Consider the following 24,820-nt stretch of genomic DNA (forward strand, 5'->3'; position numbering starts at 1 on the left):
GCTTTCGTGAACAGTGAATTTCCCCCGGTTGGAGTCGTAGGAAGGTCGGTCGACACTCGTTGACACGTCCGGAGCGAGAGGACTAAAGGCCGCTCGACTTCAAACCCGGTGTCTGGAGTCAGGTGGCCGGAGACACCGGGCGACGTAACCAATCCAGGAGGAAGTTCCGAATGCAGCTGCGCAAGATGATGGTGATGCTCGCCGCTTTGAGCTCGATGAGCCTGGCCCTGACGGCCTGTGGCGATGACGCGACGACGGCCGAGACGTGTACGTCGGACACCGACTGCTCCTCCAACTTCTGCAACACGGCCGCGGGCGTGTGCATGGACACCTGCGAGAGCGGCTCTGACTGCCCTGACACGGAGAAGAACTGCGCCCCGCTGGCCGGTGCGACCAACACGGCGAAGGTCTGCCAGTGCCAGACCAACCAGCTGTGCAACGAGGACGACTCCACCAGCCTCGTCTGCGGCACCGTGTCCAAGCGCTGCGAGGAGCCCGGCTCCACCCCTGCCGCCTGCACCAAGGACGCTGACTGCGGCGCCGGCAACACCTGCAACACCTCCACGGGCGTGTGCAGCCCGGCCGCGACGACCTGCTCCGGCGAGGGCCAGTCGACGTGCGCGTACGGCAGCTACTGCAGCGGCACCACCTGCACCGCGGTGCCGGCGCCCACGTGCGAGAACTTCGATCCTACCAAGGGCGGTAAGACGCCTGTGTGGAACGCGGGCACCTCCACCGGCCCGATCATCTACAACGTGACCAGGGTTTCGGTTGGTTCCGATAGCTTCTGCACGTCCCCGCAGGTGACGTTCAAGGCTCGTGTGAAGGCCTACATTCCTTCCAGCTCTTCGACGACGTTCCCGACCCAGAAGTCCGGTCTGCCCGGCCTGTTCTATGTCACCGTGAACGGTCAGGAACTCTCGGGTCCCGATCTGATTCGTCCTTCCGAGTATGCGACGTCGAATGGTGGAAAGACGGCCGAGTTCACCATGAACTTCTGCCGCCCGCAGGGCTCGACGACGCTGTCCGTTGGGCTCTACTTCACTGGCGGCAACGAAATCTGCAGCCAGCTCTAGAATCAAGCGAGGTCTGGTAGGACTCGCTCGGCTATAGATCCGCCTCACCCCAACGTTGGGGTGAGGCGTTGTTTTTTATCTGAAGGCACCACCGCCAAGGTCTGATTGCATTCATGGTTCGCCAAATGGCGGTTGAATTTCTCTGACCTGCCTTCGTGTTACCGGGTGGTAGTCCTGAAGCAACAGCAATCTTCCTTGGATGGAAAGGGGACGCGCATGAACTTGAAGAAGTTTGCGCAGGCAGCCGCAGTGTCGATGGTTGTAATGGCGACTCCCAGTCTTGCCTCAGAAGTTCGACTGTCCTGTCCGGAAGGCACGGTGCAGAAGGGAAAGACGACCCAGAATGAGTCGGTCTACTGCATCAAGCCGAATTCAAAGCCTGGGGAACAGGTCATCCATGGGCCCTACGTGGACTTTTGGGCTAACGGCCAAAAGCAGGCGGAAGGCCAGTACCTCAACGGGTTCCGCTCCGGCCGTTGGACGTTCTGGGATGCCAATGGAGTGAAGACTGGCGAGACCGAGTTCGTGGCAGGCGACTATCATGGGACGCGCGTGCAGTACTTCGCGAACGGCAAGCCCAAGATGATCGAGCAGTACCGAAAGGGCTTCCGGAACGGTACGGTCCAGGAACTGAGTGAGGACGGAAAGGTCATCCGCCAGCTGCAGTTCGCGGACGGACGCGAAGTCGCCTCTCGGTAGCGCTCGGATGGCACGCGGCCTTGCTGGTTTGCAGGGTCACGCTTGCCCTCTGCAGAGGACAAGACCGCTGAGATGGGAGGAGCTTTGAGGGCGAATGAGGCTCTTTCCCTTCGCGTCGGGGCCTACTAGGAACGGTGCCTGTGAAGGCACCTTCTCTCGCCCCTGTCCTCCCTTCCATCCCCGTCTGCACCGTGGCGCAGATGGGGCTTCGGGAGCTTGAACGCATCCGGCTCATCCTTCGTGGTGGGTCCGTGATCGACTGGCGTCGCATGCACTTCCAGACGCGGGACGAGGTGGATCGCTTCTTGCGTCTGTGCCAGCTCGACGTGTCCCGCCCCTACGACGATGCGTGGGCGCGGACGGTCCTGGCGGACGCCGTGGAGTATCTTCGGAAGACCTTCGACTACCGGGTTGCAGAGGCCGTCGCGGAGCCGGAAGAGCTCCACGACTTGTTTCTCTTCGCGTCGGGAGCGAAGGGCCTTGCCCGATATCGACGCATCGCCTGCATCGTGCTGAAGGTCATGCACGTCATCCAGCACATTGAAGGGCGGGACCTGCTCTTCCGCCTCGCGGCTTCGGAAGCGGAGTTGGCGGAGATGGTCACGGAGAAGGTGCTGGGCGTCGCTCGTGAGATGAAGGAGATGGGTCTTCCCATCGTGGAGTTCGCCCACTCCATCAAGACGCGGGACTCCCTGATCACGAAGCTGATCGCGAAGAAGGAGACCGTGGCGGCCCAGGTGTATGACCGCACGCGGTTCCGGGTCATCACCCGCAAGCGGGAGGACCTGCTGCCTGTCCTCTACTTCCTGACGCAGCGCTTGTTCCCCTTCAACTTCGTCGTCCCGGGACAGACGGAGAACACGCTGCTGCCGTTCAAGGGGCTGCTGGAGGAGAACCCTCACTTCGAGCAGTTCATCCCTCAGCTCCACCTGGATCGGGACTTCGAGGACCGCGAGGACCGGACGGGGAACACCTTCTCCGGGAGCTCCTACCGGGTCCTCAACTTCGTCGTAGACCTCCCGCTGCGGATGGACCCCTACCTGCCGCCGCCTGAAAGCGACACCCGCCCCCGGAAGGGGCGAGTCACCTTCGCGCTCGTTGAATTCCAGATCGCGGACGAGGAGACGGCCCGGCGCAATGAACTCGGGGACAATGCCCACGAGAGCTACAAGCGCCGGCAAAAGCGACGCGTCCTCAACCGTCTGAGCCGAGGTCTTGTCGTTCCCAAGCGCCAGGGGTAGGGCGAGCTCACCTTCTGGTGAACAGACCTGAAGGTGTAGAGCCACTCGCACATCCTCTTGCGCGAGTGGCTCACCTCGAAAGTCAGTCGTTGAGCCTGAACGTATAGACGCTTCCTGACGATGCATCAGCTTCGACAAAGGAAATCATTGGCGTCCCCGTGTTGCTCAGCTGGAGCGATGGCGATGTGGCGGGCGTACTGGTGCCAGTCAATGCGGTGAGTGGGTATCCGAGTGACTGCCACTGATTGGAAATCCATCGGTTGACGAGGATGCTCCGTTCTGACGAAACGATACCGCTCCATGCAAGTGTATGAGGCGCTCCTTTCGTCATGCTCATGACTGGCGTGCTATTGCCAGTGGTGGAAGTGCTGGCGAGCAAAGGAGTACTCCACGCGGATCCTTCCCACCGCGCCCAGTAGATTTGTCCGTCAGAAGATGGCTGGTTGGAAGGTGATTCGACCCACGCGACCCAGGGGCGCCCGTTTCCATCGACGGACAGGGTCGGTGTTGCTGCCGCCGTACCCAGAAGCCGACCGCCAAGGAGGACCCCATCATTTTCGACGACAGAGATTCCTCGTGTGCCATCGCCTTCGCCATTGAAGTCAAAGATGCTGAAGGCAGAGAAAGTCTGGGTCCCCGAAATCACCACCGTAGGGTCTTGCGCTCGAGAATACCCGCTAGGTGTTGGCAATGTCGAAAGCGACCAGGATATAGCCCCGTCAGTGAGCCGATAATGCCTGATGACGGATTCGCCTTCATTGGCGTAATTGGCATACAGGCTCAGTGCGCCTGTTTCCTCAAGGGCGAGGGTGGGCGAACCAAGGTAGTCATAGCCCCCGTAGTAGGGGAGCGTGAGGGAGGGCAAGGTTTCCCAGGTAGTGCCAGTCCATCGGCGGGAGAAGATGTTGTTGATCTCGCCGTCGCCAGAGGCTTCGTGCCATGCGACAATGGGCTGATTTGATTTATTGATGACTATCGAGGGATGTTCCGCGTCAGTTCCTGCTGTGCCCAAGCCATTCAGGGCTCCTCCCAGGATGCTCCATGCGGTTCCTGTCCATCGAGCCACATAGACGTTCAGCGCCATGCCATCGGACTCAGTCCATGCAATGACCGGTTGCTCTTCGTGGTCGAGCTTCAGGACGACTTCGTTCGCGGAAGTTGCGCCCCCCACCGCGCTGATGGCGCCGCCCAAGGGCAGCCAGGTGGGAACGGAGAAGGACCACGCCGGAGCGCTCACCACCCCATTGCCCGCCAGGTCCGTCAGCACGCTCGTCGCTGCGGTGAGGTCGACCTGGACGGTGCTCGGTGCGGTCAGGGCGCTCAGTGGAGTCACGTTCAGCGTCTTGCCGTCCGAGGAGAGCGTCACCGACTTTGCGATGGCAGCCCCGGTACCTGTCTTGAGCCCCACCGCAGCCTCCGTCACGGAGAGCGGGTTCATGGGCTCACTGAAGGTGACCTGGATGGACTCGTGGACTCCCACTGCCGCCGCATCCCTGGCCGGCAGGAAGGACGCCACGGTGGGCGCGGTCCGGTCGACGATGACCGTCCTTGGCGCACTGGTGAAGACCGCTCCGCCACGGGTCGCGCGGATGGACAGCTGGTACGTGCCCTCCGCTTCCTGGGTGGTGTCCCAGGTGAACGAATACGGGCTCCCCGTGGGCTTCACGAGCACGGTGGCGTCCTTCAGGATCTCCACCTGCTCCGCCGCTCCGCCTTCCACGGTGAACTGAAGGAGCAGGGGACCTCGCGTGTAGGCCTTTCCGGGCGTGGGCACGACCCAGTTCACCACCAGGTCGCCGGGCTTCCCGACCGTCACCGCCAGCGTCGCCTGCTTCGTGACCGAGCCGCTCTTGCCCTGGAGCGTCAGCGTGTAGGGCCCGGGCACGGTGCTCGCTCCCACGCGGATGCTCAGGGTCGCGCGCGTTTCTCCCTTGGGCAGGGTGAACGCCTGGAGTTCGATGCCCGCGGGCGGTGAAACGAGGCTCCACGTGACGGCGCCTCCGGTGGCCTCGGTCCAGGCGAGCTGGACGTCACAGTCCAGGGTTCCCCCCGGGAGGACCTGCTCCTGGGCCGGTACCGCCGTGAAGGTGAAGTCCGCATCGGGGTCCGCCCGCGGGTCCTCCTTGGGCGGGTCCTCCAGCGGCGGGACGTCAATGCATGCGGGGCTCAGGCCGACGCAGCTCAACAACAACCAGAGTCTCAGATTGGGCATGGGGGCGTGTTCTGCAAGGTCGGGTCCGTTCGGTCCCGACGAGGAACACTGCCACGGGTGTCCAGGGGACAGGACAGGCGTCCGTCCCAGGAGGCCCCGGAAACACGCCTGCCCGCCGCCCCGGACTTCGGTGGGGACGCGCGGGCAGGGGAGGACCGAGAAGGCCGCGGGCTACTTCTTCTTGCGGTTCTTCTTCTTGTTCTCCTTCTCCTTCTTGCGCCGCTCCTTGATGGCGTCGCGGTCGTCCGGCTTGCTCACGGACGGGGGCGCGTAGCCCATCAGGCGGGCCTTGGCCATGGCGGCCTGGCCCATGGGCGGCGTGTAGCCCGGGGCGATCTGCGGCAGCTGCATGGGCATGCCGCCCATGCCACCGCCCATCGCGGACATGGCCTTCTCCAGCGCCTTCGGGTCCTTCCCGAACATGCTGCCCAGGTCCATGTTCTTCATCTGGCCCAGCTGCCCCAGCTGCTTGAAGCCGGGGATGCGGCCCAGAAGGCCCGGGTTCTGGCCGATGGTGCCCATCACCTGCTGCATCATCCCGAACTTCTGCAGCAGCTCGCGCACCTCCTCCGGCTTGCGACCGCTGCCCTTGGAGATGCGGTTGATGCGGCTGGCGTTGATGATGTCCGGACGCAGGCGCTCCTTCTGCGTCATCGAGTCGTACATCGCCTCGATCTTCGTGAGCTCCTTCTCGTCCGGGTTCAGGTGCTCGGTGAGGTCGCCGAAGAGGGGGAACTTCTCCAGCAGGTCCTTCAGCGGGCCCATCTTGCGGACCATGCGGATCTGCTCGACGAAGTCCTTCATCGAGAACTGGCCGGAGAGCAGCTTGCGCGCGTCGTCCTCGGCCTTCTTCTCGTCGACGACCTTCTCGAAGTCCTTCATCAGGCCGACGATGTCGCCGAAGCCCAGGATGCGGCCCGCGAGGCCCTCCGGACGGAACTCCTCCAGCTTGTCCATCGACTCGCCCATGCCGAGGAACTTGATGGGCTTGCCCGTCACTTCCTTGATGGACAGCGCCGCGCCGCCGCGCGCGTCACCGTCCAGCTTCGTCAGGATGAAGCCGTCCAGCGTGAGGCGCCGGTCGAACTCGGCCGCCGTGCGCACCGAGTCCTGGCCGATCATCGCGTCGCACACGAGCAGGATGGTGTCCGGCTGCACGTTGGACTTGATGGACTCCAGCTCCGTCATCAGCGTCTCGTCGATGGCGAGCCGGCCCGCCGTGTCGATGAGCACCACGTCGCACTTCTGCTCGCGCGCGGCCGCGTAGCCCCGCTTCGCCAGCTCGGGCGGCTGCACGCCGGGCTCGTGGTAGACGGGGACCTTCAGCCGCTCGCCCAGGACCTTGAGCTGATCCACGGCGGCCGGGCGGTAGATGTCCGCGGCCACGAGCAGGGGCTTGCGCCCCTCCGCGAGGAGCCGGCTGGCGAGCTTGCCCGTGGTCGTCGTCTTACCGGAGCCCTGGAGGCCCACCATCATGATGCCGGACAGCTGGCCCTTGGGCTTCAGGTGGAGGCTCGTGTCCACCGGGCCCATCAGGGCCTCCAACTCGTCGTGGCAGATCTTGATGAAGTGGTCCATCGCGCTGACCTTGCGCTTCTGGCCCCCTGCGTCCGTGACGGACGTCTGCACGACTTCGCCCACGGCCTTCTCGCGGACGCGGGCGACGAACTTCTTCACCACGTCGAAGGCGACGTCGGCCTCCAGCAGGGAGACGCGGATGTCGCGCAGCGACTCGTCCACCAGCTCGGGGGTGAGTTCGCTCTTGCCGGCGAGGCGGTTCTTGGCGGCCCGGAAGCCCTTGGTGACGGTCTCAAGCATGGGGGGCGCTTTATAACAGCGTCCCGCCGGATGCGACGTCCTCGGAAGCCCCGGCCGTCCAGCAGTGGAGGAATCAAGGGGCTTTCCCCACCACCCGGAATGCCGGCCCCCGCCGGGGACCCCCTCCTGGAGGGCCTCCCACCCCACCGGGCTCAGCCCGGCGCCGCCGTCCAGGGCCCGGGGGAGGCCTCCGCCTCGCCACCCGGCTTGGGAAGTCCGTCCGGGCGCCCGAGCGCCGTGCCCAGCGCCTTCAGGACCACGCGGGACTTGAGGAGCATCTCGTCCAGCTCGGCCGCCGGATCCGAGAGCGCCACGATGGCCCCTCCCGCGCCGATGCTCACCTCGCCGGGGCGGACCACCGCTGTGCGGATGACGACGTTCAGGTCCGCGGCGCCGGTGGCGGAGAAGTACCCGATGGCACCCGAGTACACCCCCCGGGCCTCCCGCTCCAGCCGGTCGATGAGCTCCATCGTGCGCTCCTTGGGGGCCCCCGTCATGGAGCCTCCGGGGAAGGCGGCTCGCACCGCGTCCACGGCCGTGAGCCCCTCGCGCAGGCGGCCCCGGATGGTGCTCACCAGCTGGTGCACCGTGGCGTACGACTCCACGTGCATGAGCCGGGGGACGTGGACCGAGCCCACCTCGCACACACGCCCGAGGTCGTTGCGCACGAGGTCCACGATCATCAGGTTCTCCGCCCGGTCCTTCTCCTGGGCGCCCAGCTGCTGGCGGAGGCGTTCGTCCTCGTCCGGGGTGGCCCCGCGGCGCAGGGTGCCCTTGATGGGCTTCGACTCGACCCAGCGGTCGGCGTCCACGCGCAGGAAGCGCTCGGGGGAGGAGCAGGCGATGCCCAGCGGGCCCATCCGGAGGTACGCGGCGTAGGGGGCCGGGTTGAGCCGGCGAAGGCTCCGGTAGAGGTCCAGTGGGTCGACGTGGGTCCGGGCGAGGAGCTTGGTGGTGAGGCAGACCTCGTACGTCTCACCCTCGTGGAGCTGTTCCAGGCAGTGCTGGATGTCGGCCAGGTAGGTCGCGTGGTCCCTGGCGAGGCGGACGGGGAAGGGGGCTTCAGGACTCGGAGCAAGCGGCGCCAGGGGCGGAAGGGCGCGCAGGGCGGCTTCGGTGGAGTCGAACCAGGCCTGGACCTGGGACGCCTCGTGTTCAGGAGCGAGCGCCACGAGATACACCGTGCGCTCGAGGTGGTCCCAGGCCAGCAGCCGATCCGCCAGGACGAGGCTGGCGTCTGGATCCGGGGAGGGATGCGGGGCGCTCGCGCCGCAGTCGTGCTTCAGCTCGTAGCCGAGGTAGCCCACGAAGCCGCCCTGGAAGTCGAAAGGCAGCAGCCCGGAGGGGGCCGCTCGCAGCCGCGCCAGTTCCTGCTGGAGGAACTCGAACAGCTCCGTGGTGTGCTCCTCCGTTCGCTGACTCCGGCTCACGGTGAGTCTGCGTGGATTCACCCGGTAGTGGATGACGGCGCTGTGGGGGCCCGTCGCGTCCCCCATGAAGGAGAAGCGTGACAGGCCGGCTTCGACGCGGCTGCTGTCCAACCAGAACGCGGGGTCCTTGCCTCCGAGGAGCGCGACGAAGGCCTGCTCCGGGTCGGCATCGAGCCGCAGCTTCCGGTGATGGACCCGGAAGGTCTCGGGCGGGGCGGCGGGCCTTGGCGGCGGTGCGCTCGTGGGGAGCGCAGGGCGCGGACGGCGGGCGTGGTGCTCGCGGCTCAAGCGGACGAAGTTGGTGAGGAGCTGGCGGCCGTGGGTGGTGGCGATGGACTCCGGATGGAACTGGACGCCCCAGCGGGGGAGGGAGGCGTGGCGCAGGGCCATGAGGACGCCGTCGGAGGTCCAGGCGGTCTCCATCAGGTCCTCGGGCAGCGGCCGGGCGAGGCAGAGGGAGTGGTAGCGCACCACCGGGAAGTCCTGCGGAAGTCCCTGGAAGAGGTCCGTCCCCGAGTGGCGCACGGGACTCAGGCGTCCGTGCATGACCTCCGGTGCGTGCTGGATGCGCGCTCCATGGACGTGGCCCATGCCCTGGTGCCCCAGGCACACGCCGAGGATGGGGACGTCCGCTTCGAGGAGCGCATCCCGGCAGACGCCGAAGTCCGCCGGATGGTCGGGACGGCCGGGACCGGGGGAGAGGACGATGTTGTCGAACGCGAGCGCGCGCAGCTCCCGCCACGACCGCTCGTCGTTGCGCACGACGAGGGGCTCGGTCCCACCGACCTCCGCCAGCAGCTGGAAGAGGTTGAACGTGAACGAGTCGTGGTTGTCGATGATGAGCGTCCGCAGCCGCACGGCGCGCACCTTACCCCTCGACGGCCTTCCGGGAGGCGCCTGTTCGAGCACGGCTGCCAGGCGGCCGTACTTGGCGGCCCAAGGATGCAGGTGCGGGAGGCCCCAGCATGTGCAGGTGCCTCGCATGCGCTGCGGGGTCTGCTATCTTTCCTTCCATCGCACGAGTGGCGGAACTGGCAGACGCAGCGGACTTAAAATCCGCTGACTCGCAAGGGTCGTCCGGGTTCGATCCCCGGCTCGTGCACTTCTAACTGGCGAGAATCACTGAGGGGTTTTCGTCCGGTTTATCCATGTGCCCCCAATGTGCCCCTGGGCTGTGACTCCAGCGCCCGCACCGCGTCCTTCTTCACGTCCGGACTCAGGTGCGAGTACCGCATCGTCATCTCGATGGATGCATGCCCTAGCAGCTCCTGGACGGCCTTCAGAGGCACTCCTCGCATGATGAGGTGACTTGCGAAGGAATGCCTCAGCGTGTGCCATCCGATTGGACGCAGGCCGGCTCTCTTACTGCTCCTCAGGATGGCGTTTCGGCAGGTGTCATTCTTAAGGAATTCCCCAGCCTCGTCGCAGAAGACGAACGGACCACGCAGGTGGCGTTGCTCCTTCAGCGCGTTGAGAGCAACCGCGTTAAGGGGCACCTCTCGCGAACGGCCACCCTTGGGACTGCCGAAGTGGCCACGCCAAACGTTGCGCTTCACGATGAGGCGGCCAGCAACGAGATCGAGTGCGTCCCATTGGAGTGCAATGAGTTCGCCACGCCGCAGCCCCGTGTGGAGTGCCACTGCGATCATTGCTCGCCACGTTGGCTCGGCTGCTCCAACCAAACGATCCGCCTCCTCGAAGTTGAGGAAGTCGAACTCTGGCTTCTCTGCCTTCAGGAGCTTCACGCGAGGCGCATGCGTAAGCGCCTCCTGCTCAACAGCAACGGCGAATAAGGTCCGGAGAACCGTGAGCGCGTTGTTTATTGTCTTGGCGGTGAGCCCCTCCTTGCGCTTTCGGGCCTTGAAGTCCTCGATGGCTTCACGGCTGACACGGTCAAGGCGCATGCTTCCGAAGGTCGGCAGCAGGTGGCTCTTCAGGAGTTGCTGTTTGGCCGCAACGGTGCTGGCCTTGTTGTGGTTCTCGCTGTAGGTGATGAAGCGCGGTTCGAACTCTGCGACGGTAAGGACGCGCTTCTCCTCTTGCTGCTCCTTTCCAAGGGCTCCTGTGAGAAGGGCGTGCCGGACTTGACGCTCGTACTCTTCAGCTCCTCGACGGGTGTTGATGGGCGAAGCCTTGCGGATCCGCTCCACCCTTCCATCAGGGTGCTGGTACTTCACGTCTACCCACCACGCCTCCTGCACCTTTCCCTCCTTCGACTTCCACTTCCGCAGCCTGACGCTCATTTCTTCGCTCCGAGCGCAGGACCGCCGTTACCCGAAGCCCAGGACAGCATCGTGGCGCGGGAAAGTCGAACGCAGCGACCAAGCCGAACGACCCCTGGCACCTGCCCAAGTCGAATGGCCTCGTAGAGGGTCTTGCGGTTCACTCGAAGTAGCTCTGCGGCTTCGTCCACGGTGAGGAACGAGGGCGCGGATTCCTTTGGTGGAGTGGCCTCGGACATGGCTACCTGGGGAAGATGCGGCGGGGGGCAAGCCGGCTGAGCGCGTGCAGCCCAATGCCAATGGCGTCCCAGACGTTGTGGTGGAGGTCCTGCGCGGCTGGCAGCTCGACGCGAAGGTGCTCGGCGGAGGCCAGGCGCTGCTTGATGCGCTCGATGAACGCGTCCGCGTCGAGGGTGCCCTTCCACTCCCGTGGGAAGACGCTCCGGCGCTCCGTGACGGGCGCCAGTGCCCCGCCGAGCGTGCCAACGACGCCGGCAAGCTGGATGAGGTCGTTCTGATCACCCCGCTGGTGCGCAGCGGCGTAGACGCGGGGCAACTCGATGACGAGTTGGAAGGGATCCTCGTGGACGCGCGGGCGAAGCCATGCCTGCACTGCGCCGGCCATGGATGCCCAGGAGGCGAGGGACAGCACACCGTGGGCGGGCTCGGGGTTCTTCGGCAGTCCCGCGCAGAGCAGGGACGCGGAGGGCATGTCGAAGAGGGCCACGCCGCAATGCCGGAGCCCAGGGTCGATGGAGACGAGCTTCATGGCGTCGCCTCGTCGCATCCCTGCGTCAGGGCGTGCTCGAGGCGCGCCTTCGCGAGCGCCAAGTACTCAGCCTCACGCTCAATGCCGACGAACTCGAAGCCCTCGGCGAGGGCCGCGACGCCCGTCGTGCCGCTACCTGCGAAGAGGTCGAGCACCACGCCGCCCGGAGGCGTCACCAGCCGGCACAGCCACCGCATGAGCGCGATGGACTTCACGGTGGGATGGGTGTTGAGCCCGGTTCCCGCGTGTCGTTCCGAGCGCGAGGGCTTGGCCACGTAGAAGAACCGCGACACCTCGTCGGACAGGTACGAGGCAGCCTTCTCGTCAAACGTGACGTGGGCCGGCCAACGCTCCTTCCCGTCACTGGAGACGCGGCACGCCTCGATGTTGAGGGCTCCGGTGCCGTGGCTCAGGACGTTCGCCGCCACCGTGCCGGAGAGGGGCTTGCGTACGAGGATCCAGTGCTCCGCAGCGGGCTTGAGGGCGGTGCCCCATCCCTGCCACTGGCGTGCGGCCTCCGTGGCCGGCTCGTCACGGCGCTCCTTGGGCGCCAGGTTGGCGTTGAAACCGTTCCTGGAGCGCCAGCGCTGGCCTGCGGACGCTTCCTGGTGCTGCCCGGTAACGGCGCGTTGGAACCAGTTGGGGCCCGGCTTGCCCTTCTCCGCGATGATGCGTTCAGCAATCGAGCGGATCGGCTCTGGCGGTTCGGTGACTCCGAAGAGCTTGAGGAGCGCCAGCCAGTGCTGCCGGTGCGGCACGTAGGGCTGGGCGCCTTGGCTCGTCCAGTGGCCAGCCATCCCGCGAAGGCCGAGCGCCGCGTTGAGTTGGGCGTTTGTCAGGCCGGCCTTGTCCCGCATTTCGGCAATCCAGCGGGTGACGACGAGCACCTCATCCCGGTTGCCCTTCTGCTTGTCGATGGCCTGGGCGACGTCGAGCGACTTGGGAAAACCCGTGCCGAAGAGGTGCATGAGGATGTCGCGCACCTCGAAGCCCGCGTCCTCGAGCGCGGTAGCCGTCCAGTGCGACGTGCGCGGCAGTGCCCAGACGAGGGCGTGTCCCCCAGGCTTGAGCACGCGGAAGGCTTCGCGCATGACACCCGCGAGCCACGACACCCACTGGTCGCGGCCTCCCTTGTCACTGTCCCAATCCTTTTCCAGGAGCCCGATTCCAGCTGGCGGGTCGGTGACGATGGCGTCGATGCTGTTGGGAGAGAGCACCTGGGCGACTTGAGCTGCATCGCCCTGAAACAGTGCGATTCGTTCCGTGAGGAGTTCTGTCTTCACCTCACTGCAATGGGGGCAATCCGCGTGGGCGATTACGCCGCGACTCTCACCTCGGGCTCCCACACCAGAAGGCGCCCTGCAGCGTCGCGCACGGTGGCGGCGTCCTTCGACATCACGCGCGACAGGGCGGGCTCCGCCTCGATGGCATCTGAGAGGTCCGGCGTCGTCTCCCGCATGGCCTGCCGCATGAGGTGCGCCATGCGCTCGGCGGCGTCGTGCAGCCGGTTGGGGCAGTCCGCGCGCAGCTCCGCCACCAGCTCGTCGTGCACCATGAGGACGAGCCGCGAGCCCCAGAGAGGGGAGCGCCGGGCCGTATACATCTCGCGAGCGACGCGCCAGGTGGCCAGCTTCGCCCCCACGGCGCCGAGGGCTTGAAACGGTGTGTTGAGCCACTGCGTGTAGCCGCACCCGCCCCGGAGGATGTCGGCCCCGGGAATGAGCACGTCCACGAGCTGCCCGCCGTAGGTGAGGCGGCTGGCGCGGGAGAACAGCTCCCGCTGTTCGGGCCATGCGTCCATCCACCTGTCGCCATAGCGCTGGGAGACTTCCACGCACGCGGCGCAGACCATCTTCACTTTGCCCTGGACGCGCACAGGCACGCGTTCCACACCGCACGTCTGCGCCACCTTGGCCAGCAGGCAGAAGCGGACGTCGTCCTTCGCCCGCGCGTGGTAGGCCATGGCGCCCGCGCCCATGCCGCCGCCCTTGCCGAAGTTGAAGACCTTGGCGAGCGCGCGGAAGGACGTAGCCGTGGCGTCCTTCGCCTTCACACGCGGCAGCAGGGCGAGGTAGCTCTCGCCCAGGAATGTCGCGGCGGCGGACGTGTGGACGTCTTCCTTGGTCAGCAGAGCCTCCGCCATGCGCGACCAGCCCACGTCCCAGATGGCTCGCTGGGCCATGGTGCGCAGCTCTAGGCCCGCGTAGTCCACGGAGCAGTAGACGAAGCCAGGGCGGGCCTCGTGGCACTCTCGGACGCCGCCTTTCTGGGGGAGCTGCTGGTAGTCGCTGGAGACGCGCGTGGTGGAGACGAGGACGTTGAAGCGCGGGTTGAGCGGCACCGCGACGCCAGCCTCCAGCTTGCCCAGGTAGGTGGAGCGGTACTTGTCCACCTTGCCGGCCTTGCCCAACTCCTCCAGCAGCGGATCGCCCGAGTCGAGGAGCGTGTCCCTGTCGGTGGCCACCTGGCCGTCCGGGAAGCGCTCCGAGGGCGAGGTGACGGGCGGCGTGCCGTTGTAGGCGGCGGACACGAGAGCGGAGAGGCGCTTCGCATTCTTGGACCCGTCGGGCCGGAAGATGCCCGCTGCGAGGAATCGGGCTCGGTTGGCGCTCCACTCCGTCTCCACGCGCTGCCGCAGCTCCGCGACGCGCCCGCCGTGAGTCCGCAGCCCCCAGATGGAAGCGAAGTGCAGCGCCAGGGCGGCGCGGACCTGGTCGCCTTCCGCGTGGAGGTTGCCGCCGTTGGGGACAGTGGCCGCGAGGTGCTCCTGGGCGAGGTGGACATCCAACGTGAAGCGGGCGTCCCGCTTCGGGTAGGCCACGGCGGCGGCGGGCCACTGCTCCAGCGGCACGTCGTCGAGTTCCGCGTAGCGCAGGCGCCAGGCGTCCGGAGCTTTCTTCTCCGCGCTGATGTCGAGGCCCAGGTGGCGCTCCACCAGGAGGGAGAGCGGATAGCGGGCGCCCTCGTCGTCCCCCAACTGGCGGCCCGTCTCCGGGTCAACGCCGTGCAGTCCTCGGGCGATGTCGATGAGTGCCTCGCGGATGGCCACGTCGTGCAGGCGGCCGGCTTCGGCAGCATCGAAGACAGCATCCACGAGCCGCGCGTCATCCGCGCACATGACGCCCAGGTCGTAGGCGAGGTTGGCGCCCGTCAGGTGGATGCTTGGGGAGGAGAGAGCATCTCGGAACCAGTCACGCGCCTGGGCTGTGGAGAGAAGGCGCTCGCTGCCCGGTTCCGCATGCGCGAGAGAGGCGCAGACGAGCGGCGGTGCGAGGAGCCCGGGTTGAATCAGGTGCGTCTCGGTGTCGAAGCTGAAGAGGGAGGTGGGCACAACACGAAGAGGCCCGTGTCGTGGGCCAGCCGTGGCGGTAGGGGAGTCGCGCCAGGTACTCAGCAGCGTTGGGGGAGGGGACTGCTCAGGCCAGGGCGACGGTGAGGGCCGGCAGCTTCGCTTCGGCGCGCTTCGCTTCGATGGCTGCCAGCTCGTCGTCCGTGGGGCTGACGGTGCTCCAGCGGTAGCCCTCGATGACCTTCCCGGGCTTACCGTCCTTCTCGGGCAGCGTCTTGGGAAAGACCTCGCAGTCGATGAGGAGAAAAGCCCCGGCCTGCTTGTCGCCCGTGAACTTGGCGAGCTGCTCCAGGGACAGCTCCTGCTCCTCGGCGCCAGCCAGCGCCATAACGAAGGCCTTGAAGCGCCCGCCACCATTCTTCTTCGCGTCGGAGAGGTTCTCCACGTAGGAGGCCACCATGCCGATGCGGCTGGGCTCGCTGGTGGGCTGCGTCCGCTCTGCGGATACCACCTTCAGCTCCGCAATGGCGGACAGGCCTTTGAAGCCGTCCTTGGTGCGGATGGACTGCACCTCCAGCCGGTAGCGGCCGGCCTTGAGGTACTGCGCGCCAAGCGCCGCCTGGGCGCTGACAATTCGCGAAAGTGCCGCGTTGCTCATGCTGCAGTGCTCCCATTAAGGGTGGGACTTCGGAAGGACGTCCCACCCTTAATGGGGGCAATTATATCGGGCTGATAGACCGTGAACCGCTTGTCAGGTCTTGGGTCTAGATGCCTTTTTGCGGGACGGCTTCTTCCTGGGAGAGGCAGGTCCAATGGTTTGATCTACGTGGGTCGGATTGTCGAAAGGCTGTCTTCCAACGATGCGAAAGGCCTCGTCCAAATCTCTCAGGAAGTCGGGGTGTCTGCGGTCGAGATAGCCGGTGAACATCGAAAACAGATATTCCCCCTGCTTGGGATCGGCAACCTTTTCGGACAGTCGCTTGAACAGGTCGCGACTGGTGGTGGCGTCAAGCAAGCACTGCTTTATGTCTTCGAGCTTGATCCCGAAATAATTATGAACATAGCCTGTAAGTCCACTGTCTTTCAGTCTTGATAATGTCTTGGCTTCGCTTAGGCGCTCTTTTTCGGTGTCAATTATGCTCTCGGCTTTTTGGGGAGAGACAGTGGAAACAACCTCTTCCAAATAATGGCGCAGGGTTTGGCTAATCTCTGTTAGCGAAGAGACTTGCGCCGCTATACTGGAAATTTGCTGTTGGGTCGACATCTTAAGGAGCAGTTCTCTGAATAATCCAGCCCATTGAAGGCGAAGCCATTCCTCGATGTCTGAGTATTTGTCAAATGGATAGACTGGATTGTTGCGAGGCTTTGAGAATATCTCTTCAATAAACCTAAAAACATTCACCGAGTCGACATGGGCGTATGAAATGTCGTTGTTGTTCTTGTTTTTTAAGTAGGTGACGTATTCTGCGTTTACGGATTTTTCGATGAGGATGTATACTGGAATGTCCTTGTCTATGGCGGCTCGATATTCCGTCCTTGTTATGCTTTCGTAGTGTTCGGATGGTGTTTTCTGTTGGTCCGTTTTTGTCGCACTGGCTTCTGAACCGTATCGTCCTCCCACTATGAGGACGTAGATGTCGCAGCTCTGGACTTCTCGATAGCATGACTGATCCAATGCTTGGTCGGGCGTGTAGGTTACATCTCCGCGCTCTGAGAGAACTGCCTCGTAGCCTAGCGTGCTGATGAATAGTTCAAGAGATGATCTGATGTACTTTAGGTCGTAATACGTGGAGCTGATGAAAATTCTCGGAATTGCCATTGGGCTCTCGCTGTTTTAAGCGTCTGAAGATTTACCTCTGGCGCGCTCAACTTGAAGATTACTTGACGTTAGAAAAGGCGGAAATTTAATCTCCGTGGGTGTGGGGTGACCCATGGTGCAAATCAATCCCATCGCGCGTGTCTGGCCAAACGAGCATCTTTTGCGGTTGTCCATCCGTTTGCTGGATGAATCGAGCTCGCTCCTGCGCGGTCGCAAAGGCGTTGACGTAATCTTGCGTATGTAGGCACACCTCTACCTCGATGCACGCCGCCTGCTGCCCGGGACGGTGCGTGCGCGCGAGGAGTTGCTCCCAGAGGGCTCCGTCCGAAGGCGGCGTCACGACGAGATTACGGCAGAACTGCTGGAGGTTCTTCCCCGTCGCGTGCGCTTTGATGCTCGCGACGATGGAGCGCCGCCCGCTCTCCTGGAGGATTGCCTCGGACGCCGTACGTCCCCCTCCGTAGAACGGCACGCCAGCGGCGCGGGCAATCCTCTCCCCCAGCTCCGGGAACTCCACCCAGACGATTCCGACCTGGGTCCGCGCCCACTCCGCTGCGTCCTGCACGAGGAAGTCCGACACCCATACGGCTTGGGGCTCGGGCTGCACCGCGTCGTGAATTCCCGCCCAGTCCATCCACGTTGCCGCCTGCCAAACCGGCTTGTCGCCTTCGTAGGGAGGCATCATGTGCGCGCGGATGGCCGCCTTGGTGATCAGGCCCGGCGAGTCGAGGTGCTCGCGGCGCTCGCCCTTCAACTCCTCCCACACCTCTTTGTTCCAGGCCTTCCGCTTCGCGAACCACTCCTCGATCAGCTCCGGTGGCTCGCCCCGGGGGTAGCGCCAGCGATGGTAGAAGCCGGCCGACAGCTGCCGCGCGCAGGCCATGGCCTGGAGCTGCTCCTGGAACTGCTCCCCGTCCGGTCGCTCGCCACCGTGCGCCAGCTCAATGAGCGCCAGCAACTCGGCGGGCACCGGCCCCGGGTAGCGCGGGCGGATGATGAGCGGCTTGTCTAGGGCGCTCTCGTCCGTGGCGACGACGCCGCGCGTGTCGTTGCGGCGGCGCCGGAAGCCCTCACGGACGTGCTCCTCGGGCTCGCACAGCCGCTCCAGCGCGCCAGGTGGGGCTATCACCTTGCCCGGGTCCAGCGCGGTGCCCCATTCCTCCACGACGTGGTGGGCCAGCGGCAGGGGAGAGCCCTCACGCAGCGCCAGTCGCGACAGGTGCGCGTAGTCCTTGATGCTTTTGGACGCGAACGTGCCGGACAGGGCCACGAGCCGCGTCTCCGGACGCTTGTCGAAGTAGCGGAGGAATCGCCCGGTGCGCGAGGCTTTCGGGTCCTTGAGGTTGTGTGCCTCGTTGAGGATGACGAGGTCCGGGCGGATGCGCTCCAGCAAATCCGTCGCTTCCTGGCTGGAGAGCTTGTTGTAGGTGATGACGTGCAGCACCGGCAGGCCAGGCCGGAACCAGCGCCCGCCCGCGAGGTTCGGCAAGCGCCAGTGAGCGCCGTAGTAGTCCCACTCCGCCGTGAACTGGGGCAGCAGGTTGGCGGGGATGAAGAGGCACGCCACGCGGCAGCCCGGCATCACCATGGGCATGAGTAATGTCGTCAGCTCCTTGCCGTGGCCGGTGCCGATGGGGCCCAGTAAGCCACCTACGCGGGATGTCTCCAGCAGCGCCAGGGCCTGGACGCGCCGCAGACGCGTGGGGCAGGGCCGGGCAGGGGACATAGCCGCGCAGCCACACGGGCCTGCAGGGGCGCGCAGCTGGGCCTCCAGCGCCTCGACGTCTGCCATCGTGTAGGACGCGGCCAGGACGCGGCGGGGCAGGGCGAGGATGCGGGCCAGGTCCGAGGACCAGCCCACGGGCGAGCGGCCAGTGCGTGAGTAGTTCTCGGCTACCTGGGGCACGTCACTCGGGAGCGGAGACGGCGGTTGGGGCACGCCAAGGCGCTGGAGGAGCTTCACGGGCGGCCCTCGCTACCGGACGCCCCGGACGAAGTGCCCCGTGCCGCACAGCGGCTCCAGGACCTCCACGGCCACCTGCATCAGCTCGCTGCCGGCCACGCCCAGGGCGGCGTAGGTGCCGGGCTCGGGCAGCTCGGCGCGGATGGTGGCGGCCAGGACGCCCTTCCACTTCCCGTAGGCCAGGGGCGAGTCGTTGGGGGCGACGCGGATGTCTACGACGCCGCATTCCTGCTCAATCTTCGCCACCATGCGGCCGACGTAGCCGGCCAGCGGCTCCGCGGGGCAGTTGGGCACGCAGTCCACGTAGAGGGACAGGCTGGCCTCGGCGGGCCGCGTAGGCTCCCCAGCGCGGGCGGCCTCCATCTCCGCCTTCGTCCGTCGCTTGCGGCGCGGGGCCTCGTTGCTGGCGGCCTGGGCGGGCGTCTCGGGCGCGGGGATGGACGCGAGCGCCGGGTTGCTCTTGGGCGCGTCCGGAGGCAGCACCGCCGCCAGCTCCAGCTCCGGGGCCGCCTGGGCATGGACGGGCGGCGTGGAGGCCGTCACGGGGGCGGACGCGGCGGGCTGCGTGGGCGGAGTCTGGGGCTTCAGGATGCGATCCATCAGGGCCATGGGCTTGCTTCCTTGCGACTGCGAGTTGAGGCACTGCGCCTGGAAGGAGCACCCGCCGTACTTCTGGCAGGCGCTCCAGGTGGGTTTGACCTGGCTGGGGGACGTGGCCCGCACGACGTCGCGCATGCGGCGCGCCAGCGGCTCGACGTGCGTGTGCCACTCGTCGCGGACGTGCTCGACGCTGACGGTTGCGACAACGGAGCGGGTGAGCTTCGCGCCGTGGGTCTGGAAGTAGAGGTGCTCCAGTTCCAGCCGCTTCAGTCCCGGGAAGCGCTCAGCGGCGAGGACGGCCCAGTAGCCGTAGCCCACCATCTGGATGCCGGAGTCATGCGCGGCGGAGGCGAGTTGCTCGGGCGTGGCGGCGTAGCTGGCGATGGACTTCGTAGTCTTGTGGTCCGTGACGCGCAGCACGCCCTCTGCGAGGCGTCGCGGGTTGACGAGGTCGATGTAGCCGGTGAGCGGGATGCCGTCCGCGAAGAGCGGGGAGGGCTGGCCGAAGTGCTCCTCCACGAGGAGATCCGGACCTGGGGCGGGTAGCAGGTGCTTGCCGGCCGCCGCGAGGGGGCCCAGCACGTCCTCGCCCGTGCGCAGGTAGTGCTCAAGCTGGGCGTGGACTGCGGTGCCAAGGTCCCGGGCCTTGAGGGGCCGCTCAGGCAGCCGCAGGACCTTGGCGAAGAACCACGCACGCTCGCAGAGGGCGAACTTCCGCAGCTGGGAGACGGACAGGTAGCGGAGGACGCCCGCTTCAACGGCGTGCCGTGTTGGTCCTTCAGGGGCGGTACTCACCCCCATTGAATGGGGGCAGCATCCGGCCGTGGCCCTTACCGTGTGACTTCAGAGCCAAACGCAGCGTGAGAACACGCGAGGAGCTGGTTTCGCCTAGCAGTTATAGGCAAAACAGCTTTCGGAGATATTCACGGTTGTCTTACTAATCACCGTGCGACCAATCCGCAGTGAAGTCCTCAGCCTCGCCATAAGCCTCGTCTTCTTCATCCGAGGTCAGCTTCCGGAACCCCTTGCTCAGCATCGAGGCAACTTCCGTTGCGGGCACACCCTGCACTTCGGAGAAGGGCCCGCCTTTCGGATCGGCCGCCGGGACGAGGACCTCCAACTCTCGGGCCCAGTACCGGCTGATTCCAATGTCTAGGGGGTAGACCCTTTCAGGTTCGGGCCGACTCTTCACGGTGGGTTCCCCGGCAGAGCCCGCGAGAAGGCCGAGCACATGCATCCGGGCGATGGTGTAGCTCTCGCCCGTCTTCGCCATGCGCTCACGAATTCGCTGCTTCAGGTCGGACTTCGCTGTCATCGTTCAATCCCTCGGTTCCCGAGGCGCGCGGACCCATGCTCCTCGACGCCAAGGGCGAGAGGACGGACGACAGCTCGACCCGAGGAGAAGGCTCCCCTTTGCCCCGACTGCAAGGCCGAGCATGGGCCGGCCGACTGGGGTTACGCGTGGGCGACGCGCTGCTTGAAGATACAAAGGCCGCGCCCGCACATCAAGATGCTTACTGGCCACCGCGAGGGGGCCCAGCACGTCCTGCCCGTGCGCAGGTAGTGCTCCAACTGGGCATGGACGGCGGTGCCAACGTCCCGGGCCTTGAGGGGCCGCTCAGGCAGCCGGAGGACCTTGGCGAAGAACCACGCGCTGGCAGAGGGCGAACTTCCGCAGCTGGGAGACGGACAGGCTCCTGAGGGAACCGCTCTCTACGGCGCACTGCTTCGGCCCCTCGGAGGATGGATTCCCCCCCACTTAATGGGGGCAATCAATTTAGTAGAGTGCCTCTGTGCTGGTCGGCAGGGCAAGTCGGTGGCTGGTCACCCACGAGCCGCCATTTGTGAAGCATTCTGAACAGTGAAGTTTGATGCCAAGCGGTTGGGTATTTCGCGTGGTAAGTATTTGTTGGGGAGGGAGCGACCATGGACGAAAAAGCCGGATTGGATGCGATTGCGCAAGTTGTTCGTATGATTGGTGATGACAAGTCTGTTCGGAGTGTCGGATTCGACTATAGCGACCCGGGCACCATCATCATTACGGCAGGGGAGATTGGTGAGAGACTGGAGTCGCTGACGGCACTGAAGAGCGACGGGTTTAAGATTATTGTGCGCAAAGGCCCACGCATTGAAGAGCAAGTAGGCAACGTTGCCTCAACGACGCCAGTGAATCCCATGGTTGTGGATGGGGAAAAGACAGTCGATGTCATGGGTGGAGACGCCGTTACGAGCTCGCGAGCTCCAACTTATTATGGGACGGTTTCGCTTATTGGTGCGGTGCGAATCGTCGTGCAGGGCGAGAGGCAGTATGATCTGTTGAGTCTTGATGGCATAGTCTCGAATAATCATGTGATTGCTCAGAATGATACGGGGGTGAGGGGGGATGTTCTGAGTCATAAAGGGCGGAAATTTGGTTCTTTAATGGATGCGGTCCCGATGACTGACCTTAAGGTTCGGTGCGATGTCGCATTGGGCGAGGTTGATGTTGATCATCTCGGTGCTCGAAAGCCGCCGGCCGTGACAGTTTCGCGCTACAGGCTTCGAGGGCTTGGAGATATCACGGGGGTGAGGGCTCCTGTGGCCGAGGAAAAGGTGATGAAGTCTGGGGCCACCAGCGGGGTCACCGAGGGAACTATTGTGGGGCGCGCAACTGTGTTTATGCCCGGTAGGACGTTTCCTGAGACATATAAAACCTCAGGCGGATTTACGAAGGGTGGAGACTCCGGTGCGTTGATTGTTGGATCGGATATGCGGGCAATAGGAATTCATGCATGGGGGGATGTGGCTGTTGAGAACGGCCCTCCTCCAGCAAGCTATTTCGCCGGTTTTATTAATGACGATGCTGAGTTCGATTTTAGCGGGGAGTTGGTCCTGAGGTTTTGAGGAAGCCAGTGGAACTGCCCGAGAGAATTAGTCCCTGCCAAGTGGGCCGCCAAGCAGAGTTGTTGGATGGCAGCTCTGCCTGGCGGGTGCTCTTGGGGGAACTGTCCCTATGTTCGCTGCTTGGTGGGTGTTTTTAGAATGTCGTCTGGCGTGCGATACATGCGAGGCCGCCGCCCGTCCATTCGGCGCTGGTGCTTCTCGAAACCAAGCGCGACGAGGCACGTGCCAATCTCCGTTGAGATGCGGTGGTCCACGTGCGCAGTGGGCATGCCAAGCGCTTCGGTTGCTACCTGAAGAATGGATACCTCGGTGGGGCGCCGCTCCTTCGGCATGAGAAGGAGCCACTGGACGATAGCCTCCTCTCGCCCGTCACCTGCCCCCTCTGCCCGAAGCGCCGCCTGTGCTTCCGCACGCTGCGCCTCCTCCTCGGACAGCCACCAGGGCTCGCCCTGCTTGAAGCGAAGCACGGCCTCCGCCCAGAGTTGCTCCCGGTCTTGGAGTAGCCCCTCAATATCGATGCTCGTGCAGCGCACAGGCCAGAAGCGACGATGTCCCGTTGGGTCCCGCAGGTACGCGTCGTCGTTCGTCGTACCCACGAAGATGCAACGCCGCGCCGTCTTCACGTTGGCGCGTCCGTAGGGCGGCCGATACGTGTCCTCAGTGCGGCTGATGAAACCCTTGAGGGCTTGGTTCTCCGCTCGGCGCAGCGTGGAGAGTTCCGCCAGCTCGATGAACCAGAATTGGGACGCCAGCATGGCCGAGTCCTTGTTGTGGACGTCGATAGGCGCGTCGCTGAACCACGGCGCGGCTAGCTCTCGGAAGGCCGTGGACTTCCGCAGGCCCTGGGGCCCTTCGAGGATGAGGACGGTGTCCACCTTGCAGCCCGGCTTGAGTGCCCGCGCCACGGCGCCGATGGCGAACTTGGCACCGATGGTGTGCAGGTGGGCCTCGTCACCCTGGGCGCCGAAGTAGCGCTGCAGCATGCCGTTGAGACGCGGCGTCCCATCCCATTCCAGGGCGTTCAGGTAGTCCGCGACCGGGTCGTAGCGGTTGCGCTTCGCTACCGCGAGGAGCTGAGGAGCGACGACGGCCGCTTTGGGCTGGAGCCCGAGGCGCCCGTACTCGCTTTGCTGAAGCCAGTTGGTGATTTCGACGTCCAGCGTCTCGGGGTCGATGCCGGGTGGCAGCGGGCCGCCCTCGAACTCCAGGCGCTTGTTCACCTCGTTGAAGCGCAGCACGCCACGCCATTCGGGCGACGACAGCAGCACCGTGAAAATGTTCGCCTCGCAGTTGCGGATGCGGCTCTCGCCCTTGCTGCTGACGTCCACGACGAGGTTGCGGCCCCATGCCTCCGGGTCTTCCTCTCCCTCCTCCAGTGGCAGGGCCGGCCCCTTGGGCGCAGGTGGGTGAGTGCCGAGCGCGCGCCAGATGGCCTCGTTGTCCGCGATGCGCTTCGCGTCCACGTCCATGCGGCGTGCGCGGTGTCGACGCAGCTTGAGGCGGGCCTGCTCCACCAGGTGCTCCGTGCCCTCGCCCCAGTCGGTAGCCGCGAAGCTGTTCCGGAACAGCTCCAGGACGACCTCCTCCGGCGTCTCCTGGGGCAGGACGAAGGCGCAGCAGCTCATCAGCGAGTTGAGCGTGGTGTCTTGCATGCCGCGAGTGGCCAGCGGCTCGCCTGCGAGCGTACGGCGGATGAGTTCGCGGTGCTCCGGCTTGCGGACACGGCGGAGGAGGGCGCGCAGGTCGAAAAGGTCCGCAGCGTTCTCCAGGGCCGGCGCCACGGGCTGCATCGGCACGGCTGGCCTGGTCCTGGCGCGCGCCGTCGCGAGCAGCGCGTCCACGTCCACGGGCTTGCCCGCCGTGGCTTCGGCGCCCGCTTCGAATTCGCCCGAGTGGTTGGGCAGCAGGTAGAGGCGAGACAGGTTGCGGGTGGTGGGGTCCGCCGGCATGGCCAGCAGCCGCTCCGCTTCCTCGCGTACCGTCGGCCACTCCGCGCTGAGGATGGGGCGGCTCACCGGCAGGACAATGCGCAGGCTGATGTGGCCCGGCCGGTGCCCATGCGTGGTGTGGGTGATGGTTGCGTAGCCCTCCAGGCGCTTTGACGCTTCCTCCAGCTGCGCCTCCTGGACCGCGTCCACGTCGAAGACGAGGGCTGTGACGGCGCGCACCTCGCTATCCAGGCGCCGGGTGCCAATGTCCACGGGCGACCAGCAGCGCTGCTTCCGCTTCGCCTGGCACCCATGGCCCACGCAGGGCGCGCAAGGCGACACGGTGTGCGTGGTGAGAAGCTGCTTCAGCTCCTCCCAGGTGACGTCCTGGTGCTTGGGCTTCGTGTCGGTGACGTCATCGAAGTAGGCGATCAGCATGTCCAGGCCTCGCGGTGGAACCTGGGTGTGACGGGTGTGGCTGTGACAGCCGCAGGCGCGCTCATGCTGATTGAATGGGGGTGGTTTTATGTGGTGGCTCAGATTTCTCGCGCTGGCACATCGCACGCGAGGGGTGTGCCACCTGTGACGTGTGACGTGCGATGCACTTCCGCAGCGCGTGGCGCCACCACCACCACCCCATTTCCTAAACCCTTTAGAAAGATGAGGTAGGAATAAGGAGGAAAGATACACACGCGCGCGTAGGGAAGTCCTACATGATCGCGCGTAAGGGTTTAGGACGTCGTTCCTGGGCTGTGCACCACGCGCCAGGCTGCCGCGCAGCGTGATTGATCCGCCACGGCCTGAGTCCGCCCCCATCTACAGGGGAGGGGCTGGTGACCTGCCGGGTGATGGCGGCGCGAGACGCCGTGTC

General features: G+C 65.2%; 19 protein-coding genes and 1 tRNA gene. 6 read left to right on the plus strand and 14 right to left on the minus strand.

The genetic code is table 11. The features are described from left to right. Positions 1-170 precede the first annotated feature (170 nt). From NR792_RS40130 to NR792_RS40140, 3 genes are all read left to right on the plus strand, one after another. A complete protein-coding gene (locus NR792_RS40130; protein ID WP_375757954.1) occupies positions 171-1,076 on the plus strand; it encodes a hypothetical protein in 906 nt (301 codons plus the stop codon). 216 nt (positions 1,077-1,292) lie between these two features. After that, positions 1,293-1,775: a toxin-antitoxin system YwqK family antitoxin gene (locus tag NR792_RS40135; protein ID WP_375757955.1), complete on the plus strand. Its 483-nt coding sequence runs from the start codon at positions 1,293-1,295 to the stop codon at positions 1,773-1,775. A gap of 140 nt (positions 1,776-1,915) precedes the next feature. After that, complete coding sequence (locus NR792_RS40140; RefSeq protein ID WP_375757956.1) at positions 1,916-3,016, plus strand: TIGR04552 family protein; 1,101 nt, start codon at positions 1,916-1,918, stop codon at positions 3,014-3,016. A gap of 82 nt (positions 3,017-3,098) precedes the next feature. Here the strand turns inward: NR792_RS40140 and NR792_RS40145 are convergent, their stop codons facing one another. From NR792_RS40145 to pabB, 3 genes are all read right to left on the minus strand, one after another. Next, on the minus strand, positions 3,099-5,228 hold the full coding sequence (locus NR792_RS40145; RefSeq protein ID WP_375757957.1) for an Ig-like domain-containing protein: 2,130 nt from the start codon (positions 5,226-5,228) through the stop codon (positions 3,099-3,101). Between the two features lie 171 nt (positions 5,229-5,399). After that, positions 5,400-7,046 (minus strand): signal recognition particle protein, encoded by a 1,647-nt coding sequence (ffh, locus tag NR792_RS40150; RefSeq protein WP_014395398.1) that lies wholly within the window; start codon positions 7,044-7,046, stop codon positions 5,400-5,402. 152 nt (positions 7,047-7,198) lie between these two features. Further along, positions 7,199-9,343 (minus strand): aminodeoxychorismate synthase component I, encoded by a 2,145-nt coding sequence (gene pabB, locus NR792_RS40155; protein WP_375757958.1) that lies wholly within the window; start codon positions 9,341-9,343, stop codon positions 7,199-7,201. A gap of 149 nt (positions 9,344-9,492) precedes the next feature. Between pabB and NR792_RS40160 the strand changes: the two genes are divergently transcribed. Further along, positions 9,493-9,578: transfer RNA gene (locus tag NR792_RS40160), tRNA-Leu, on the plus strand. A gap of 40 nt (positions 9,579-9,618) precedes the next feature. Here the strand turns inward: NR792_RS40160 and NR792_RS40165 are convergent. The 10 genes from NR792_RS40165 to NR792_RS40210 all read right to left on the minus strand — a co-directional run bounded on the left by NR792_RS40165 (position 9,619) and on the right by NR792_RS40210 (position 20,453). Beyond that, the gene (locus NR792_RS40165) at positions 9,619-10,719 is read right to left on the minus strand and encodes a tyrosine-type recombinase/integrase (protein WP_375757959.1); all 1,101 of its coding nucleotides are present in this window, start codon (positions 10,717-10,719) and stop codon (positions 9,619-9,621) included. Beyond that, entirely contained in the window at positions 10,716-10,937 is a 222-nt protein-coding gene (locus NR792_RS40170; protein WP_375757960.1) for a helix-turn-helix domain-containing protein, read from the minus strand. The genes NR792_RS40165 and NR792_RS40170 overlap by 4 nt, the downstream gene beginning before the upstream one ends. Before the next feature lie 2 nt (positions 10,938-10,939). After that, positions 10,940-11,467, minus strand: a complete 528-nt coding sequence (locus NR792_RS40175; RefSeq protein WP_375757961.1) for a hypothetical protein — start codon at positions 11,465-11,467, stop codon at positions 10,940-10,942. Then, positions 11,464-12,750, minus strand: coding sequence for a DNA-methyltransferase (locus NR792_RS40180; protein WP_375757962.1), 1,287 nt, complete (start codon positions 12,748-12,750; stop codon positions 11,464-11,466). The genes NR792_RS40175 and NR792_RS40180 overlap by 4 nt, the downstream gene beginning before the upstream one ends. Before the next feature lie 32 nt (positions 12,751-12,782). After that, positions 12,783-14,798, minus strand: a complete 2,016-nt coding sequence (locus NR792_RS40185) for a DNA polymerase I (protein ID WP_375757963.1) — start codon at positions 14,796-14,798, stop codon at positions 12,783-12,785. A gap of 85 nt (positions 14,799-14,883) precedes the next feature. Further along, positions 14,884-15,414 (minus strand): hypothetical protein, encoded by a 531-nt coding sequence (locus NR792_RS40190; RefSeq protein ID WP_375757964.1) that lies wholly within the window; start codon positions 15,412-15,414, stop codon positions 14,884-14,886. Positions 15,415-15,507: 93 nt separating this feature from the next. Beyond that, positions 15,508-16,575, minus strand: coding sequence for a DUF4062 domain-containing protein (locus NR792_RS40195; RefSeq protein ID WP_375757965.1), 1,068 nt, complete (start codon positions 16,573-16,575; stop codon positions 15,508-15,510). Positions 16,576-16,660: 85 nt separating this feature from the next. Beyond that, a complete protein-coding gene (locus tag NR792_RS40200; protein ID WP_375757966.1) occupies positions 16,661-18,301 on the minus strand; it encodes a DEAD/DEAH box helicase family protein in 1,641 nt (546 codons plus the stop codon). 249 nt (positions 18,302-18,550) lie between these two features. Further along, positions 18,551-19,939: a PD-(D/E)XK nuclease family protein gene (locus tag NR792_RS40205; protein ID WP_375757967.1), complete on the minus strand. Its 1,389-nt coding sequence runs from the start codon at positions 19,937-19,939 to the stop codon at positions 18,551-18,553. Positions 19,940-20,075: 136 nt separating this feature from the next. Then, the gene (locus NR792_RS40210) at positions 20,076-20,453 is read right to left on the minus strand and encodes a hypothetical protein (RefSeq protein WP_375757968.1); all 378 of its coding nucleotides are present in this window, start codon (positions 20,451-20,453) and stop codon (positions 20,076-20,078) included. A 611-nt stretch (positions 20,454-21,064) separates the two neighbouring features. Here NR792_RS40210 and NR792_RS40215 point away from each other — a divergent pair. After that, on the plus strand, positions 21,065-22,021 hold the full coding sequence (locus NR792_RS40215) for a hypothetical protein (protein ID WP_375757969.1): 957 nt from the start codon (positions 21,065-21,067) through the stop codon (positions 22,019-22,021). 107 nt (positions 22,022-22,128) lie between these two features. On the opposite strand, the gene NR792_RS40220 is transcribed toward NR792_RS40215, so the two are convergent. Continuing rightward, positions 22,129-24,222, minus strand: a complete 2,094-nt coding sequence (locus NR792_RS40220) for a VapE domain-containing protein (RefSeq protein WP_375757970.1) — start codon at positions 24,220-24,222, stop codon at positions 22,129-22,131. On the opposite strand from NR792_RS40220, the gene NR792_RS40225 reads away from it, so the two are divergent. Continuing rightward, the gene (locus NR792_RS40225; protein WP_375757971.1) at positions 24,215-24,376 is read left to right on the plus strand and encodes a hypothetical protein; all 162 of its coding nucleotides are present in this window, start codon (positions 24,215-24,217) and stop codon (positions 24,374-24,376) included. The two genes, NR792_RS40220 and NR792_RS40225, sit on opposite strands and share 8 nt — an antisense overlap. Positions 24,377-24,820 lie beyond the last annotated feature (444 nt).

The organism is Corallococcus exercitus, from assembly GCF_042231735.1.
GTDB classification, from domain to species: domain Bacteria; phylum Myxococcota; class Myxococcia; order Myxococcales; family Myxococcaceae; genus Corallococcus; species Corallococcus exercitus_B.

Bases quoted from the DNA above. Each gene is read 5' to 3' on its own strand.
- ffh (WP_014395398.1), bottom strand. From the start codon at position 7,046: ATGCTTGAGACCGTCACCAAGGGCTTCCGGGCCGCCAAGAACCGCCTC.
- NR792_RS40190 (WP_375757964.1), bottom strand. From the start codon at position 15,414: ATGAGCAACGCGGCACTTTCGCGAATTGTCAGCGCCCAGGCGGCGCTT.
- NR792_RS40170 (WP_375757960.1), bottom strand. From the start codon at position 10,937: ATGTCCGAGGCCACTCCACCAAAGGAATCCGCGCCCTCGTTCCTCACC.
- NR792_RS40210 (WP_375757968.1), bottom strand. From the start codon at position 20,453: ATGACAGCGAAGTCCGACCTGAAGCAGCGAATTCGTGAGCGCATGGCG.
- NR792_RS40145 (WP_375757957.1), bottom strand. From the start codon at position 5,228: ATGCCCAATCTGAGACTCTGGTTGTTGTTGAGCTGCGTCGGCCTGAGC.
- NR792_RS40135 (WP_375757955.1), top strand. From the start codon at position 1,293: ATGAACTTGAAGAAGTTTGCGCAGGCAGCCGCAGTGTCGATGGTTGTA.
- NR792_RS40215 (WP_375757969.1), top strand. From the start codon at position 21,065: ATGGACGAAAAAGCCGGATTGGATGCGATTGCGCAAGTTGTTCGTATG.
- NR792_RS40200 (WP_375757966.1), bottom strand. From the start codon at position 18,301: ATGTCCCCTGCCCGGCCCTGCCCCACGCGTCTGCGGCGCGTCCAGGCC.
- NR792_RS40225 (WP_375757971.1), top strand. From the start codon at position 24,215: ATGTCCACGGGCGACCAGCAGCGCTGCTTCCGCTTCGCCTGGCACCCA.
- NR792_RS40195 (WP_375757965.1), bottom strand. From the start codon at position 16,575: ATGGCAATTCCGAGAATTTTCATCAGCTCCACGTATTACGACCTAAAG.
- NR792_RS40205 (WP_375757967.1), bottom strand. From the start codon at position 19,939: ATGGGGGTGAGTACCGCCCCTGAAGGACCAACACGGCACGCCGTTGAA.
- NR792_RS40175 (WP_375757961.1), bottom strand. From the start codon at position 11,467: ATGAAGCTCGTCTCCATCGACCCTGGGCTCCGGCATTGCGGCGTGGCC.
- NR792_RS40165 (WP_375757959.1), bottom strand. From the start codon at position 10,719: ATGAGCGTCAGGCTGCGGAAGTGGAAGTCGAAGGAGGGAAAGGTGCAG.
- NR792_RS40130 (WP_375757954.1), top strand. From the start codon at position 171: ATGCAGCTGCGCAAGATGATGGTGATGCTCGCCGCTTTGAGCTCGATG.